This window comes from Burkholderia sp. S-53, from assembly GCF_025560745.1.
GTDB classification, from domain to species: Bacteria; Pseudomonadota; Gammaproteobacteria; order Burkholderiales; family Burkholderiaceae; genus Burkholderia; species Burkholderia pyrrocinia.
On sequence record NZ_CP090483.1, the window covers coordinates 2,448,155 to 2,464,174 of the forward strand.

General features: G+C 65.3%; 10 protein-coding genes. 4 read left to right on the forward strand and 6 right to left on the reverse strand.

Annotation, left to right across the window (positions count from 1 at the left end):
* Window positions 1–83: 83 nt before the first annotated feature.
* Window positions 84–1,496, reverse strand: coding sequence for a lactate utilization protein B (locus LXM88_RS16325; RefSeq protein WP_262534062.1), 1,413 nt, complete (start codon window positions 1,494–1,496; stop codon window positions 84–86).
* Between the two features lie 35 nt (window positions 1,497–1,531).
* The gene (locus tag LXM88_RS16330) at window positions 1,532–2,254 is read right to left on the reverse strand and encodes a (Fe-S)-binding protein (RefSeq protein WP_262534064.1); all 723 of its coding nucleotides are present in this window, start codon (window positions 2,252–2,254) and stop codon (window positions 1,532–1,534) included.
* A gap of 183 nt (window positions 2,255–2,437) precedes the next feature.
* Between LXM88_RS16330 and LXM88_RS16335 the strand changes: the two genes are divergently transcribed.
* Window positions 2,438–3,247 (forward strand): IclR family transcriptional regulator, encoded by an 810-nt coding sequence (locus LXM88_RS16335; protein ID WP_262534067.1) that lies wholly within the window; start codon window positions 2,438–2,440, stop codon window positions 3,245–3,247.
* A 105-nt stretch (window positions 3,248–3,352) separates the two neighbouring features.
* On the opposite strand, the gene pbpG is transcribed toward LXM88_RS16335, so the two are convergent.
* Window positions 3,353–4,519: a D-alanyl-D-alanine endopeptidase gene (gene pbpG, locus LXM88_RS16340; protein WP_262534070.1), complete on the reverse strand. Its 1,167-nt coding sequence runs from the start codon at window positions 4,517–4,519 to the stop codon at window positions 3,353–3,355.
* A 653-nt stretch (window positions 4,520–5,172) separates the two neighbouring features.
* On the opposite strand from pbpG, the gene LXM88_RS16345 reads away from it, so the two are divergent.
* Window positions 5,173–5,739 (forward strand): phasin family protein, encoded by a 567-nt coding sequence (locus LXM88_RS16345; protein WP_048248776.1) that lies wholly within the window; start codon window positions 5,173–5,175, stop codon window positions 5,737–5,739.
* Window positions 5,740–5,945: 206 nt separating this feature from the next.
* Here LXM88_RS16345 and lpdA read toward each other — a convergent pair whose 3' ends face one another.
* The 3 genes from lpdA to aceE form a co-directional block, all read right to left on the reverse strand.
* Complete coding sequence (gene lpdA / locus LXM88_RS16350) at window positions 5,946–7,712, reverse strand: dihydrolipoyl dehydrogenase (RefSeq protein WP_262534072.1); 1,767 nt, start codon at window positions 7,710–7,712, stop codon at window positions 5,946–5,948.
* Between the two features lie 279 nt (window positions 7,713–7,991).
* Window positions 7,992–9,632, reverse strand: coding sequence for a dihydrolipoyllysine-residue acetyltransferase (gene aceF, locus LXM88_RS16355; protein WP_262534075.1), 1,641 nt, complete (start codon window positions 9,630–9,632; stop codon window positions 7,992–7,994).
* Window positions 9,633–9,700: 68 nt separating this feature from the next.
* Entirely contained in the window at window positions 9,701–12,397 is a 2,697-nt protein-coding gene (aceE, locus tag LXM88_RS16360; RefSeq protein WP_262534076.1) for a pyruvate dehydrogenase (acetyl-transferring), homodimeric type, read from the reverse strand.
* Between the two features lie 273 nt (window positions 12,398–12,670).
* On the opposite strand from aceE, the gene fixL reads away from it, so the two are divergent.
* Window positions 12,671–15,187 (forward strand): oxygen sensor histidine kinase FixL, encoded by a 2,517-nt coding sequence (gene fixL, locus LXM88_RS16365; RefSeq protein ID WP_262534078.1) that lies wholly within the window; start codon window positions 12,671–12,673, stop codon window positions 15,185–15,187.
* On the forward strand, window positions 15,184–15,822 hold the full coding sequence (fixJ, locus tag LXM88_RS16370; RefSeq protein WP_006493245.1) for an oxygen response regulator transcription factor FixJ: 639 nt from the start codon (window positions 15,184–15,186) through the stop codon (window positions 15,820–15,822). Before fixL ends, fixJ begins: the two co-directional genes overlap by 4 nt.
* The last annotated feature ends 198 nt before the right edge of the window (window positions 15,823–16,020 follow it).

Sequence of the window (16,020 nt, forward strand, 5' to 3'; positions counted from 1 at the left end):
CTACAGACAGGATTCTATAGACCGCATCTATCGAGATAAATATACAAATAGCGAACGCACTGTTGTCGCCGGATGAACAGTCTTCAGCCGAGGTGGCTTTGCGATGCCGCGTACAGTTCGCGGAACGTGCGCCCGGTCGGCGTCGGCATGTCGCGCGTGTCCATCCAGCCGCCCATCATCGGCAGGCGCCGCAGCATGCCGCCGCTGCCGCCGAGCCGTTCGAGGACGCGCACCGCGAGCTTGGTCGTCAGCGCGTACAGCATCGGCCGCCGCGCGACGAAGCCCCATGCGGCGAGCGCAGCCCGCTCGCGCCACGGCCGCAGGTGCCGCTCGACCTGCTTCTCGCGCAGCGTGCGCAACAGGTGCGACAACGGAATCCCGACCGGGCACACGCTGTCGCATTCGCCGCACAGCGTCGCGGCCTGCGGCAGGTCGAGCGTGCGCTCGAGCCCGACGTAGCTCGGCGTCAGCACCGACCCCATCGGCCCCGGGTAGACCCAGCCGTACGCATGGCCGCCGACCTTCTGGTAAACCGGGCAGTGGTTCATGCACGCGCCGCAGCGGATGCAGCGCAGCATCTCCTGGAACTCGCCGCCGATCAGGCCGGTGCGACCGCCGTCGACGAGCACCACGTAGTTGTGTTCGGGGCCGTCCTCGTCGCCCGGGCCGCGCGGCCCGGTCAGCAGCGAGAAATAGTTCGACGTCTTCTGCCCCGTCGCCGAGCGCGGCAACAGGCGCATCGCGGTCGCCAGATCTTCGAGTGTCGGCAGCACCTTCTCGATGCCCGTCACCGCGACATGCACGCGCGGCATCACCGTGCACATCCCCTCGTTCCCTTCGTTCGTCACGATCGCGACCGAGCCCGTCTCGGCGATCACGAAGTTGCCGCCCGTCACGCCCATGTCGGCCGACATGAAATGCGGGCGCAGCACCTCGCGCGCCTCGCGCGTCATGTCCGGAATCTCGGTGAGCCGCTCGCGGTGATGCGTGCGCGCGAACAGGTCGGCAATCTCTTCCTTGTCCTTGTGCACGACGGGCGCGATGATGTGGCTCGGCGGCTCGTTGTCGTTGATCTGCAGGATGTATTCGCCGAGATCCGTCTCGATCGACTGCACGCCCATCTCCGCGAGCACCGCGTTCAGGCGCATTTCCTCGGACACCATCGACTTGGTCTTGATGACCTTCTTCACGTCGTGCCGGCGCGCGATGTCGGCCACGAGCCGCGCGGCATCCGCGGTCGTTTCGGCGAACAGCACCGTCGTGCCGCGCCGCGTCGCCTCGCGCTCGAATGCGTCGAGCCACACGTCCAGGTTCTCCAGCGCGCGGTTGCGGCGCGCCTTGAGCGCGGCGCGCGTGGCCGGGAAGTCGATCGCGGTCATCGCGTCGGCGCGCGCGGACACGAACTTCGTCGACAGCTTCTTCAGGTTCTGCTGCAGGCGCTGGTCGGCCAGCTTCTGGCCGGCGCGCGCCTTGAAATGCATCGATTGGACTTGCATCGCGGTATCGGGGGAAAAGTGAGCGGAACCGGGCGTCAGACGTCGCCCGCCAGCACCTGCGCGACGTGCAGCACGCGCGTGTCGCGGTCGCCGGTGCGGCGCAACCGCCCTTCGATGTTCAGCATGCAGCCGAGATCGCCGAGCACGACGGCGCCCGCGCCCGACGCACGCACGTTCGCGCACTTCTCGTCCGCGATGGCCGCCGAGATGTCGCCGTACTTGACCGCGAACGTGCCGCCGAAGCCGCAGCAGTGCTCGCAGTCCTTCATCTCGGTGACCGCGATGCCGCGCTGCGCGAGCAGCGCGCGCGGCTGCGCCTTCACGCCGAGTTCGCGCAGGCCCGAGCACGAGTCGTGATAGGTAACGGGCCCGGTGAACTCGCCCGGTTCGAGCGAGACCCTGGCGACGTTCGCGAGGAAATCGGTCAGTTCGTAGACTTTCGGCTGGAGCCGCGCGTAGCGCCCCATCAGTTCGGGGTCGTCGCGGAACAGGTCGCCGTAGTGCGTGCGTATCATCCCGCCGCATGAACCCGACGGCGCGACGACGTAATCGAATTGCTCGAACTCGCGCAGCGTCTTTTCCGCGAGATCGCGCGCGAGCGCACGATCACCGGAGTTGTAGGCCGGCTGGCCGCAGCAGGTCTGCGCGGGCGGCACGATCACCTCGTAGCCGGCGTCGCGAATCAGCTTGAGCGCCGAGAAACCGATTTCGGGGCGCATCAGATCGACCAGGCAGGTCACGAACAAACCGACTCGCATACGTGCTCCTTCGAGAAAACGGCTCTCATTATCCGCCGTTTGGCCGGCAAGACCAACGCCGGCGCGCGCGCAAGCCCGCACTGCGCGAAACGAGGACTTCCTCGAACGGCGTTCGCTTTTTTCACAATACGAGATACAATCGGCCCAACTCCGCTTGACGCGTCAACCGATTCCTCCCCCGACATGAGCCAACCCACCCCGGATTCAAAAACGTCGATCCAGGTGATCGAACGCATGATGCGGCTGCTGGACGCGCTCGCCGCGCACAGCGACCCAGTCAGCCTGAAGGAGCTTGCGCAGCGCACGGAGCTGCACCCGTCGACCGCGCACCGCATCCTCAACGACATGGTGACCTGCCGTCTCGTCGACCGCTCCGATCCCGGCACGTACCGCCTCGGCATGCGGCTGCTCGAGCTCGGCAACCTCGTGAAGGCGCGCCTGTCGGTGCGCGACGCGGCGCTGAATCCGATGCGCGAGCTGCACCGCCTCACCGGGCAGACCGTGAACCTGTCGGTGCGCCAGGGCGACGAGATCGTCTATATCGAGCGCGCGTATTCGGAGCGTTCCGGGATGCAGGTCGTCCGTGCAATCGGCGGACGCGCGCCGCTGCACCTCACGTCGGTCGGCAAGCTGTTCCTGGCGGCCGACGAAACGTCGCGCGTGCGCGCCTACGCGACGCGCACGGGGCTGTCCGGCCATACGCAGAACAGCATCACCGATATCGCGAAGCTCGAGCGCGAGCTGACGATCGTCCGCCAGCAATCGTGCGCACGCGACAACGAGGAGCTGGAGCTCGGCGTGCGCTGTATCGCGGCCGGCATCTACGACGATTCGGGCAAGCTCGTCGCGGGCCTGTCGCTGTCGGCACCGGCCGATCGCCTGCAGGACGCGTGGCTCGGCCAGTTGAGCCGCACGGCGCTCACCATCTCGGAATCGCTCGGCTACCGGCCGGCGCCCGCGAAGGATGCGGACGGGTTGCAGCGGCAGGCATAAGCCGCCTTCACCGGCCCCGGTTCTCCCGAACGAAAAAAAGCCCCGCGATCGCGGGGCTTTTTGCTTGCAGCCAATCGACGGGGCGGCGAACTGCCGCAGGTGCGATCAGGTACCGCCGTTCGGCGTGTTGGCCGCCGTCAGGCGCTCGCCGCCGCCGGCATCGAGCCAGTTGCGCAGGCGCGCCGCGTCGGCGAAACGCGAATACTTGCCGAACGAATCGAGCAGCACAATCACCATCGGCCGGCCGTGGATCGTCGCCTGCATCACGAGGCACTCGCCTGCTTCGTTGATGAAGCCCGTCTTCTGCAGGCCGATGTCCCACGAGCCGTTGCCGCGGATCAGCGCGTTCGTGCTGTTGTACGCGAGATTGCGCTTGCCCGTGTACACCTCGTAGCTGCGATCGGTCGAGAACTGGCGAATCATCGGGTATTGATACGCGGCATTGACCATCTTCACCAGATCGCGCGCGCTCGACACGTTCGAGCTCGACAGCCCGGTCGAATTCTCGAAATGCGTATCGGCCATGCCGAGCGCCTTCGCCTTCGCGTTCATCGCGGCGATGAACGCCGGACGGCCACCCGGGTAATAACGCGACAGCGCGGCGGCCGCGCGGTTTTCCGACGCCATCAGCGCGATATGCAGCATGTCTTCGCGCGACAGCACCGAGCCGACCGACAGGCGCGAGCCGGTGCCCTTCTCGTAGTCGCGGTCTTCGTCGGTGACTTCGATCTGGTCGGTCATCGGCGACTTCGAGTCGAGCACGACCATCGCGGTCATCAACTTCGAGATCGACGCGATCGGCACGACGGCTTGCGAGTTCTTGTCGAACAGCGACTCGCCGGAATTCTGGTCGACGACGTACGCGACGCTCGAACGCAGCGCGAGCGCGTCCGGCGTGTCGTGCAGGCCGAACGCCTGGCCGACGCTCTGCCGGCGCGGCTGGAACGCGACCTGGCGCATCGCGCCGCGGTGGCCGCCGTGCACGCCCGCCGCGAGCGTCATGCGTTTTCGCGACGCTTTCGCGCGCGGCGCATCGGCCGCGGCGACCTTGGCGGATTGGCTGGATGCTGCCTTGACCGACTTCTTCTTCGCGGACGAAGCAGGAGCGGCGGCCTTTTTCTTGGCGGCTTGTTGGGTCTTCGCAGTGGCGGCAAAGGCGTCAGCGGGCGCGACGGACGCGGTCGTCGCGAGCAACGCGACGGCGACCGACACAGCCGTGCCGAGCGTCATGCTCTGCAACAATCTGCGCGGTGAAAACGATTCGGCTTTCATTGGGGTCTGGACAAAGCGGGCGGGAGGTTTCCGCAAGTGTAGTTAAAGCTGAAAAAAAGAGCAATATTAGGCACTTACCGATCGTCGTTAAACCGGAATGTAAGGGTCGGCCAACCTCTGACCAATCGACCCTCCCGCTCCCATCGAAAAAATCCATGGGATGCGCTGCCCGACAGCACCCGTCTCCCGATTACCACACGGTTAATTGAGATAACGTCACTTTGGAGGCAATTTAAAGCGGGGAAACTACGTATCCGGCGCTCGGTGTGCCAGGCACTCCGACGTCGACCGTGGCGGCGGCACGTCGCCACGGCACGCGCATCGAAACGGCGCGTTTTCGACAGGAACAGAAGGATAACGTTCCACAGGCCTGTCAGGTTTACCTGTGCTTGAACATGGTGCGCCGTGCCTGCCCTGCGGCCGTGCGCACCATTTGGGAACTCGCGTGAAACCGATTCCGATCGATCGCGATAACTTGTTGTTTTATCGATAATTTGTCGCGATTGTGCAACGCACAAAAAATACTTGACATCCGTTTTCTCTGCCCTAAAATAGGCTTCATTGCTGCGTTGCACAAAGCACGCGCATCCGAGGTTCCCCTTCGTAGTGCCCCTTACCCTGCGATCGACGCGATCGCTTTTCAGGAGCTTGACATGTCCTTGCTGACCCCCGAGCAAATCGCCGCCGCACAGAAAGCCAACCTCGAAAGCCTGTTCGGTCTGACGACCAAGGCGTTCGAAGGCGTCGAAAAGCTGATCGAATTGAACCTGCAGGTCGTGAAGTCGACGCTGGCCGAGGGCCAGGAAAACGCCCAGCGTCTGCTGTCGGTGAAGGACGCACAGGAACTGATCGCGCTGCAAGCGAGCCTGTCGCAGCCGGTCGCGGAAAAGGTGCTGTCGTACGGCCGTCACCTGTACGAAATCGCGTCGTCGACGCAAGCCGAGTTCGCGAAGGTTGCTGAAGCGCAATTCGAAGAGCAGAACAAGAAGGTCCAGGCACTCGTCGACAACGTCGCGAAGAACGCCCCGGCCGGTTCGGAAACGGCTGTCGCCGCACTGAAGTCGGCACTGAACGCTGCGAACACCACGTACGAAACGGTTCAGAAGGCTGCGAAGCAAGCCGTCGAGATCGCCGAAACGAACTTCAACGCCGCTGCTGCCGTCGCCACGAAGGCTGCGACTGCCGCTGCTGCGCGTCGTACGAGCAAGCCGGCCGCGTAAGCGTCCCCTGCTCCTGAAAGAGCCGCGCGCAGCGCGGCTTTTTCGTTTCTGGCGCCGGAAACTGCGCGAACCGGCAGCCGCTCGCTACGCTCGAACAGCCGTTCGATCGCCGCGCCGGCCGCGAGCAAAAGAAAACGCCGCCGCCCGGCTTGCCCGGGCGGCGGCGTTCTTTCATGGCCGGCGCATGGCCGGCCGTGCCGGTCGCGTTACTTCTTGCGTTGCGGCGGCAGGTCCGTACAGACGCCTTCGTACAGTTCGGCGGCCATGCCGACCGATTCGCCGAGCGTCGGGTGCGGATGGATCGTCTTGCCGATGTCTTCCGCGTCCGCGCCCATCTCGACGGCGAGGCACACTTCGCTGATCAGGTCGCCCGCGTTCAGGCCGACGATTGCACCGCCGATCACGCGATGGGTTTCCTCGTCGAAGATCAGCTTCGTGAAGCCTTCGTCGCGGCCGTTCGCGATCGCGCGGCCCGAAGCGGCCCACGGGAACACGGCCTTGCCGTACTTGATGCCTTCGGCCTTGCACTGGTCTTCCGTCTTGCCGGCCCACGCCACTTCCGGATCGGTGTACGCCACCGACGGGATCTGCAGTGCGTCGAAATACGCCTTCTCGCCGTGCGCGGCTTCCGCTGCGACGTGGCCCTCATGCACGGCCTTGTGCGCGAGCATCGGCTGGCCGACGACGTCGCCGATCGCGAAGATGTGCGGGACGTTCGTGCGCATCTGCTTGTCGACGTCGATGAAGCCGCGATCCGTGACGGCGACGCCTGCCTTGTCGGCGCCGATCTTCTTGCCGTTCGGGCTGCGGCCCACCGCGACGAGCACGAGGTCGTAGCGCTGCGCTTCCGCCGGCGCCTTCTCGCCCTCGAACTTCACGTAGATGCCGTCTTCCTTCGCTTCCGCGCCGACCGTCTTGGTCTTCAACATCACGTTGCCGAAGCGCTTCGCGTTGTACTTTTCCCAGACCTTCACGAGATCGCGGTCCGCGCCCATCATCAGGCCGTCCATCATTTCGACGACGTCGATCTCGGCACCGAGCGTCGCGTACACCGTCGCCATTTCGAGGCCGATGATGCCGCCGCCGATCACGAGCAAGCGCTTCGGCAGCTGGCGCAGTTCGAGCGCGCCCGTCGAATCGACGACGCGCGGGTCTTCCGGCATGAACGGCAGCTTCACTGCCTGCGAGCCCGCGGCGATGATTGCCTGCTTGAACCTGACGACCTTCTTGCCGTTTTCGCCCTGCACTTCCATGTGATACGGATCGACGAATGCGCCGACGCCCGTGACGACTTCGACCTTGCGCGCCTTCGCCATGCCGGCGAGGCCCGTCGTCAGCTTCTTGACGACGCCGCCCTTGAAGTCGCGCAGCTTGTCGAGATCGACCTGCGGCTTGCCGAACGTGATGCCGTGCGACGCGAGCGCCGCGGCTTCTTCGACGACGAGCGCCGTGTGCAGCAGCGCCTTCGACGGGATGCAGCCCACGTTCAGGCACACGCCGCCGAGCGTCGAGTAGCGTTCGACGAGCACCGTCTTCATGCCGAGATCGGCTGCGCGGAACGCGGCCGAATAGCCGCCGGGGCCGGCGCCGAGCACGAGCATGTCGCATTCGATGTCGACTGCGCCGGCGTAGCTGCCGGCTTGCGGCGCTGCCACCGGAGCGGCTGCGGCCGGTGCCGGAGCAGCCGCTGCGGGCTTGGCCGGTTCGGGTGCTTTCGCGGGTGCGGCGGCGCCTGCCGCTGCTTCGACGATGGCGATGACGGTGCCTTGCGAGACTTTCTCGCCGGCTTTTACCTTGATTTCCTTGACGGTGCCGGCGACGTCGCTGGGCACTTCCATGGAGGCTTTGTCCGATTCGAGCGTGATGAGCGTCTGCTCTTTTTCGATCACGTCGCCCGGCTTCACGTTGACTTCGATGACATCGACGCCGCTGAAATCGCCGATATCCGGAACCTTGACTTCGATGAGACTCATTACTGTCCCCTTCTTGATTAGCTGCAGACAGAGGGGGAGCAACCCGCGATGACCCGATGACGGCCGCGAAAGAACGGAACACGAACCTGGGCAGAACCACCTTTGCCGTCCGCCCAAGGACGCGCCTTTCTTTTGGTTACTTTTCTTTGGAAGACAAAGAAAAGTGACCGCCGCCCCGCGCAGGGGCGACGCCGGCAGACCGTCAAGAAAGCCAGTTCAACGACGAAGCGTGGATAACCGACAAGAAACCCACGCCCCCGCGAGCAACCTCCCCGCTCATCAAAGAATGATGCGACGGAAATCGCCGAGCAACGCGCCGAGATACGCATTGAACCGCGCGGCTTCCGCACCATCGATCACGCGATGGTCATACGACAGCGACAGCGGCAGCATGAGACGCGGCACGAACTGCTTGCCGTCCCACACCGGCTTCATCTGGCCGCGCGACAACCCGAGGATCGCCACTTCCGGCGCGTTGATGATCGGCGTGAAGTTCGTCCCGCCGATCCCGCCGAGCGACGAGATCGAGAAGCAGCCGCCCTGCATCTGGTCCGGCTTCAGCTTGCCGTCGCGCGCGGCCTTCGACAGGTCGCTCATTTCCTTCGCGATGTCGACGAGGCCCTTCTTGTCCGCATCGCGGATCACCGGCACGACGAGGCCGTTCGGCGTATCGGCAGCGAAACCGACGTGGAAGTACTGCTTGAACACGAGGTTGTCGCCGTCGAGGCTCGCGTTGAAGGTCGGGAATTTCTTCAGCGCGGCAACGACCGCCTTGATCACGAACGCGAGCATCGTGAACTTCACGCCCGCCTTCTCGTGCTCCTTGTTCAGCTGGACGCGCAGCGCCTCGAGTTCGGTGATGTCCGCTTCGTCGTTGTTCGTGACGTGCGGGATCATCACCCAGTTGCGATGCAGGTTCGCGCCCGAGATCTTCTTGATGCGCGACAGCGGCTTCGCCTCGAACGGGCCGAACTTCGAGAAGTCGACCTTCGGCCACGGCAGCAGGTTCAGCTCGCCGCCGCCTGCCGGCGCGGCTGCTGCGACCGGCGCTGCGCGCTGGCCCGTCATCACGCCCTTCACGAAGCCCGTGACGTCTTCCTTCGTGATGCGGCCCTTCGGACCCGAACCCTGCACGCGTGCGACTTCGACGCCGAGTTCGCGCGCGAACTTGCGTACCGACGGCGATGCGTGGCTTGCGCGGTATTCGCCCGACGGCGCGGCAGCCGGGGCGGCGGCAGCAGCCGGTGCCGGTGCAGCCTTCGCGGGTGCGGCGGCAGGCGCCGGAGCCGGCGCGGCAGCGGCCGGTGCCGGTGCGCTCGCCTGCGGTGCGGCAGCCGGCGCGCCGGCGGCTTCGAGCAGCACGATCAGCGTGCCTTCCGACACCGAATCGCCGACCTTCACCTTGATGTCCTTCACGACGCCGGCAGCCGGGCTCGGCACGTCCATCGTCGCCTTGTCCGATTCGAGCGTGACGAGCGACTGCTCCTTCTCGACCGTGTCGCCGACCTTCACGCCGATCTCGATCACCGGGACGTCCTTGTAGTCGCCGATGTCGGGCACCTTCACTTCGAGCGTGCCGACGGCCGCTGCCGGTGCGGCAGCCGGTGCAGCCGCGGCCGGCGCTGCCGCCGGAGCCGGTGCTGCTGCCGGCGCGGCCGCGCCGTTCGGCTGTGCGGCAGCGCCGCCTTCGAGCAGGATGATCAGCGTGCCTTCCGACACGGAATCGCCGACCTTGACCTTGATTTCCTTCACGACGCCACCTACCGGGCTCGGCACGTCCATCGTCGCCTTGTCCGACTCGAGCGTGACGAGCGACTGCTCGGGCTCGACCGTGTCGCCGACCTTCACGCCGATCTCGATCACCGGCACGTCCTTGTAATCGCCGATATCCGGCACCTTCACTTCGATCGCTTGACTCATCTGTTTCTGTCTCCATGGCCGCGCGCGCCTCTCGCGGAAGCGGCGCGCGGCATCACACGGCGTGTGCGTTAAACGGTCATCGGGTTGGGCTTGGACGGATCGAGGTTGTACTTGGCGATCGCGTCAGCGACCACCTTGCGCTCGATCGTGCCTTCGTCGGCCAGCGCGTTGAGCGCGGCGACGGTGACCCAGTGACGGTCGACCTCGAAGAAGTGGCGCAGGTTCTCGCGCGTGTCCGAACGGCCGTAGCCGTCGGTGCCCAGCACGACGAAGCGGCGATCGATCTGGCCGCGGATCTGGTCGACCAGCGCACGGACATAGTCGGTCGATGCGATGACCGGGCCCTGCGTGTCCTTCAGGCACTTCTGCACGTGCGACAGGCGACGCTCCTCGGTCGGATGGAGCAGGTTCCAGCGCTCGATCTCGTGGCCTTCGCGCGCGAGCTCGGTGAAGCTCGGCACGCTCCACAGGTCGGCGGCGACGCCCCAGTCGTTCTTCAGCAGGTCGGCCGCAGCGATCACTTCGTTGAAGATCGTGCCCGCGCCGAGCAGCTGGACGCGCGGCGCCTTCTTGTCGGCGTCGGCCTTCCTGAACGCGTACATGCCCTTGATGATGTCGGCCGCCACTTGCTCGCCCTGCGGGATCGCCGGGTGCTCGTAGTTCTCGTTCATCACCGTGATGTAGTAGTACACGTCTTCCTGGTCCTGCACCATGCGGCGCAGGCCGTCCTGGATGATCACGGCCAGTTCGTAGCCGAAGGTCGGGTCGTAGCTCACGCAGTTCGGCACCGATGCCGCCCACAGGAGCGAGTGGCCGTCTTCGTGCTGCAGGCCTTCGCCGTTCAGCGTCGTGCGGCCCGCGGTACCGCCGAGCAGGAAGCCGCGCGAACGCATGTCGCCCGCGGCCCATGCGAGGTCGCCGATCCGCTGGAAGCCGAACATCGAGTAGAAGATGTAGAACGGCACCATGATCTCGCCGTGCGTCGAGTACGACGTCGCCGCCGCGATCCAGTCGCACATGCCGCCCGCTTCGTTGATGCCTTCCTGCAGGATCTGGCCGGTTTCCGATTCCTTGTAGAACATCAGCTGGTCGGAATCTTCCGGCACGTACTTCTGGCCCTGCTGGTTCCAGATGCCGATCTGGCGGAACAGGCCTTCCATGCCGAACGTGCGCGACTCGTCCGGGACGATCGGCACGACGCGCTTGCCGAGCGCCTTGTCCTTCAGCAGGATGTTCAGGATCCGCACGAACGCCATCGTCGTCGAGATCTCGCGGCCTTCGCCCGTGCCCTTCAAGAGCGGCTCGAACGCGTCGAGCGCCGGCACCGGCAGCGAGGTCGCCTTCTCGCGGCGCTGCGGCAGGTAGCCGCCGAGGTCCATGCGCTGCTTGCGCATGTATTCGAGTTCCTTCGAGCCTTCCTCGAACTTCAGGTACGGCACGTCGGCGATCTGTTCGTCGGTGATCGGCAGGCGGAACTGGTCGCGGAACTTCTTCAGTTGCTCGACCGGCAGCTTCTTCTGCTGGTGCGTGATGTTCATCGCCTGGCCCGACTCGCCCATCCCGTAGCCCTTGATGGTCTTCGCGAGGATGACGGTCGGCGCGTCCTTCGTGTTGCTGGCCTCGTGGAACGCCGCGTAGATCTTGTGCGGATCGTGGCCGCCGCGGTTCAGCGCCCAGATGTCGTCGTCCGACCAGTCGGCGACCAGCGCCTTCAGCTCAGGCGTGTTGAAGAAGTGCTCGCGGACGAACGCGCCCGACTCCGACTTGTACGTCTGGTATTCGCCGTCGACGACTTCCATCATGCGGCGCATCAGCGCGCCCGTCTTGTCGCGTGCGAACAGCGCATCCCAGCGGCTGCCCCAGATGACCTTGATCACGTTCCAGCCGGCGCCGCGGAATTCCGATTCCAGTTCCTGGATGATCTTGCCGTTGCCGCGCACCGGGCCGTCGAGACGCTGCAGGTTGCAGTTGATCACGAACACGAGGTTGTCGAGCTTCTCGCGGCTCGCCATCCCGATCGCGCCGAGCGATTCCGGTTCGTCCGTCTCGCCGTCGCCGAGGAACGCCCACACCTTGCGGCCCTGCGTCTTCGCGATGCCGCGCGCTTCGATGTACTTCATGAAGCGTGCCTGGTAGATCGCCATGATCGGGCCCAGGCCCATCGACACGGTCGGGAACTGCCAGAAGTCCGGCATCAGCCACGGGTGCGGATACGACGAGATGCCGTTGCCGCCGACTTCCTGGCGGAAGTTGTCGAGCTGGTTCTCGGTCAGGCGGCCGAGCAGGAACGCGCGCGAGTACACGCCCGGTGACGAGTGGCCCTGCACGAACACGAGATCGCCGCCGTGGTTCTCGGACGGCGCGTGCCAGAAGTGGTTGTAGCCGACGTCATAGAGCGTCGCGGCCGATGCGAACGATGCGATGTGGCCGCCGACGTTCGTGTCCTTGCCCGCGCGCAGCACCATCGCCAGCGCGTTCCAGCGCGTGTACGAACGGATGCGGTGCTCGAGATCCTGGTCGCCCGGAATCTTCGCCTGGGCTTCGACCGGGATCGTGTTGATGTACGGGGTATTCGCGGAGAACGGCAGGTGTTCGCCGTGCATGCGCGCGAATTCGATCTGCTTTTCGATCAGGTAGTGCGCGCGGCCGGTGCCCACGGAGGAGATCACGCCATCGAGCGACTCGAGCCACTCAACGGTTTCTTGCGGGTCGTCGTCACGTTCGGCGGCGACATATTTCATCACTTCGTTCGGTACAGCGGACATTCTCGTCTCCTGGGTCCTGGAATGTGAGGATCGCTCTCGTGCAGACGACGCGACGCGACCGGCTGCGGGCAAGCTCCAGCGGATTGTAATGAGCGTGCGCGGGCCTGCGCAACAAAATTTTCGAATTGTGAGATCTTTTCTCGCAATACGGAATATTGCTGCGCTGCACCCTTGTTTCGGGGCTCCGCGGCGCGTCCCGGCAGCATAAATCCGTTTCCGTTCAACATATGCGGTATAGGTTTTCCATGTATTGCGCTGCGCTACAATCCTGCCATGTTGACCGATCGGCTTTTCGCACGCTCGGCGCGACCGTCGGGCCCGCCGGCGGAGTCGCAGCCGTCCCGTTGGCACCACGGACCGTGGTGGTCCAATTCCTATTTGCTGACGCCGCTGCTGTCGATCCTGGTGTTCCTGGTGGTGATGAGCCTCATCCTGTGGAGCCTCAATCGCCGCGAACAGCAGCAACAGGAAGACACCCTCTTCCGTAACGTCGCGTGGGCGCAGCAGCAGATCCGCCTGTCGATGACGGGCGCGCAGGAACAGCTTCAGGCGCTGTCGCGCGATCTCGCGTCGGGCCGCCTCGACCAGAACGCGTTCCAGATGGCCGTCGCGGACGTGATGCAGACGCATCCGGAAATCCTCTACCTGAACTGGTACACGGCGCCCGGCGTGCAGCGCTGGCCGACCGTGCATCCGCCGCTGCTCGGCCAGCGGCTCGCGAAGCCCGGCGACGCGCAGATGCAGGACGCCGTGCGCGGCGCCTACGACGAAGCGCGCAGCACGCGCCGCCAGGCCTATTCGCCGCTGATGTACGACGACTTCGGCAACGGCTTCATCACGCTGCAGACGCCCGTGATGCGCGGCGACCGCGAGTACCTCGGCTCGATCGCCGCGGTGTTCTCGGTCGAAGGCATCCTGAAGCACGACATCCCGCAGGAGCTGTCGTCGAAGTACAAGATCTCGATCACCGACGCGAACAACCACGAGCTGTCGTCCACGTCGACGCGCCCGCGCCTGCCGCGCGACTCGCACTACGACCTGCCGCTCGACCCGCCCGGCCAGGGGCTGACCGTGCGCGTGTACGCGTTCCCGCAGCTCACGAACCTGACCAACAACACGCTCGTGTGGCTCGTCGCGGGGCTGTCGTGCTTCGTGCTGTGGAGCCTCTGGAGCCTGTGGAAGCACACGCGCCAGCGCTTCGAGGCGCAGCAGGCGCTGTACGCGGAAGCGTTCTTCCGCCGCGCGATGGAAAACTCGGTGCTGATCGGCATGCGCGTGCTCGACATGCACGGCCGCATCACGCACGTGAACCCCGCGTTCTGCCGGATGACCGGCTGGGACGAGAGCGACCTCGTCGGCAAGGTCGCGCCGTTCCCGTACTGGCCGCGCGACGCCTACCCGGAAATGCAGCGCCAGCTCGACATGACGCTGCGCGGCAAGGCGCCGAGCTCGGGCTTCGAGCTGCGCGTGCGGCGCAAGAACGGCACGCTGTTCCACGCGCGCCTGTACGTATCGCCGCTGATCGACAGCTCCGGCCGCCAGACCGGCTGGATGTCGTCGATGACCGACATCACCGAGCCGAAGCGCGCGCGCGAGGAACTCGCGGCCGCGCACGAGCGCTTCACGACGGTGCTCGAAAGCCTCGACGCCGCGGTGTCGGTGCTGGCCGCCGACGAAGCCGAGCTGCTGTTCGCGAACCGCTACTACCGCCACCTGTTCGGGATCCGCCCGGACGGCCATCTCGAGCTGTCGGGCGGCGGCTTCGACCGCGCACAGGCATCGTCCGACTCGATCGACATGGTCGACGCGTTCGCGGGCCTGCCGGCCGCCGCACTGACGAGCAGCACCGCCGATGCGCAGGAGGTGTACGTCGAGAGCATCCAGAAGTGGTTCGAAGTGCGCCGCCAGTACATCCAGTGGGTGGACGGCCATCTCGCGCAGATGCAGATCGCGACCGACATCACGACCCGCAAGAAGGCGCAGGAACTCGCGCACCAGCAGGAAGAGAAGCTGCAGTTCACGAGCCGATTGATGACGATGGGTGAAATGGCGTCGTCGATTGCTCACGAATTGAATCAGCCGCTCGCCGCGATCAACAACTACTGCTCGGGCACGCTCGCGCTCGTCAAGAGCGGCCGCGGCACGCCCGAGACGCTGCAGCCCGCGCTGGAAAAGACCGCGCAGCAGGCGCTGCGCGCGGGGATGATCGTCAAGCGGATCCGCGAATTCGTGAAGCGCAGCGAGCCGAAGCGCCAGCCGGCGCGCGTCGCGGACATCGTCGCCGACGCGGTCGGGCTCGCCGAAATCGAGGCCAGGAAGCGCAGGATCCGGATCGTCACGGAAATCCTCGCAAGAATGCCTATTATTTATGTCGACCCCGTGCTGATCGAGCAGGTGCTGATGAACCTGATGAAGAACGCGGCCGAGGCGATGGCCGACGTGAAGCCGGCGTCGGCGGACGGCGTGATCCGCGTCGTCGCCGACATCGATGCGGGATTCGTCGACATCCGCGTGATCGACCAGGGTCCGGGCGTCGACGAAGCGACCGCCGAACGCCTGTTCGAACCGTTTTACAGCACCAAGTCCGATGGCATGGGCATGGGGCTGAACATCTGCCGTTCGATCATCGAATCGCATCGGGGGCGTCTGTGGGTGGTCAACAACGTCGAGCCGGATGGCCGCATTTCCGGCGCGACGTTCCACTGCAGTCTGCCCATTGGGGAACCCGCTGATCTCGGCCAAGGGGGGCGCGAGGCATCGGCATCACATACCGTAACGGGAGAACTATGAATAGCCCTGTCACCACCACTCAGGAAACCGTCTTTGTCGTCGACGACGACGAGGCCGTACGGGACTCGCTGCGCTGGCTGCTGGAGGCGAACGGCTATCGCGTGCAATGCTTCTCGAGCGCCGAGCAATTCCTCGATGCGTACCAGCCTGCGCAGCAGGCCGGACAGATCGCATGCCTGATCCTCGACGTGCGGATGTCGGGCATGAGCGGTCTCGAACTGCAGGAACGCCTGATCGCCGACAATGCCGCGCTGCCGATCATCTTCGTCACGGGTCACGGCGATGTGCCCATGGCCGTCTCGACGATGAAAAAGGGTGCGATGGACTTTATCGAGAAACCGTTCGACGAAGCGGAGCTGCGCAAGCTCGTCGAGCGGATGCTCGACAAGGCCCGAAGCGAGAGCAAGAGCGTCCAGGAACAGCGTGCCGCGAGCGAACGCCTGTCGAAGCTGACCGCGCGCGAGCAGCAGGTGCTCGAACGGATCATTGCGGGCCGCCTGAACAAGCAGATCGCCGACGACCTCGGCATCAGCATCAAGACGGTCGAAGCGCACCGCGCGAACATCATGGAAAAGCTCAACGTCAACACGGTGGCCGACCTGCTGCGCCTCGCGCTGTCGAAGAAACAGGCCTGAGCGTTCGCCGGCCGCGGCGGCACTGCCCGCCCGGCCCGGCCGCCCCGCGCGATGCGGCCCACTCGCGCGGCGGCGGCCTTTCCTCCCGGCGCGCGAGCGCCGCGGTCATGACGCTTCCTGCTGATTCGCTGTCGGACGGCAGCAGGCGAACGGTATAATTGCGTGCTTTGCTGCGGCGCTTCAGGTGCCGTACGCCCG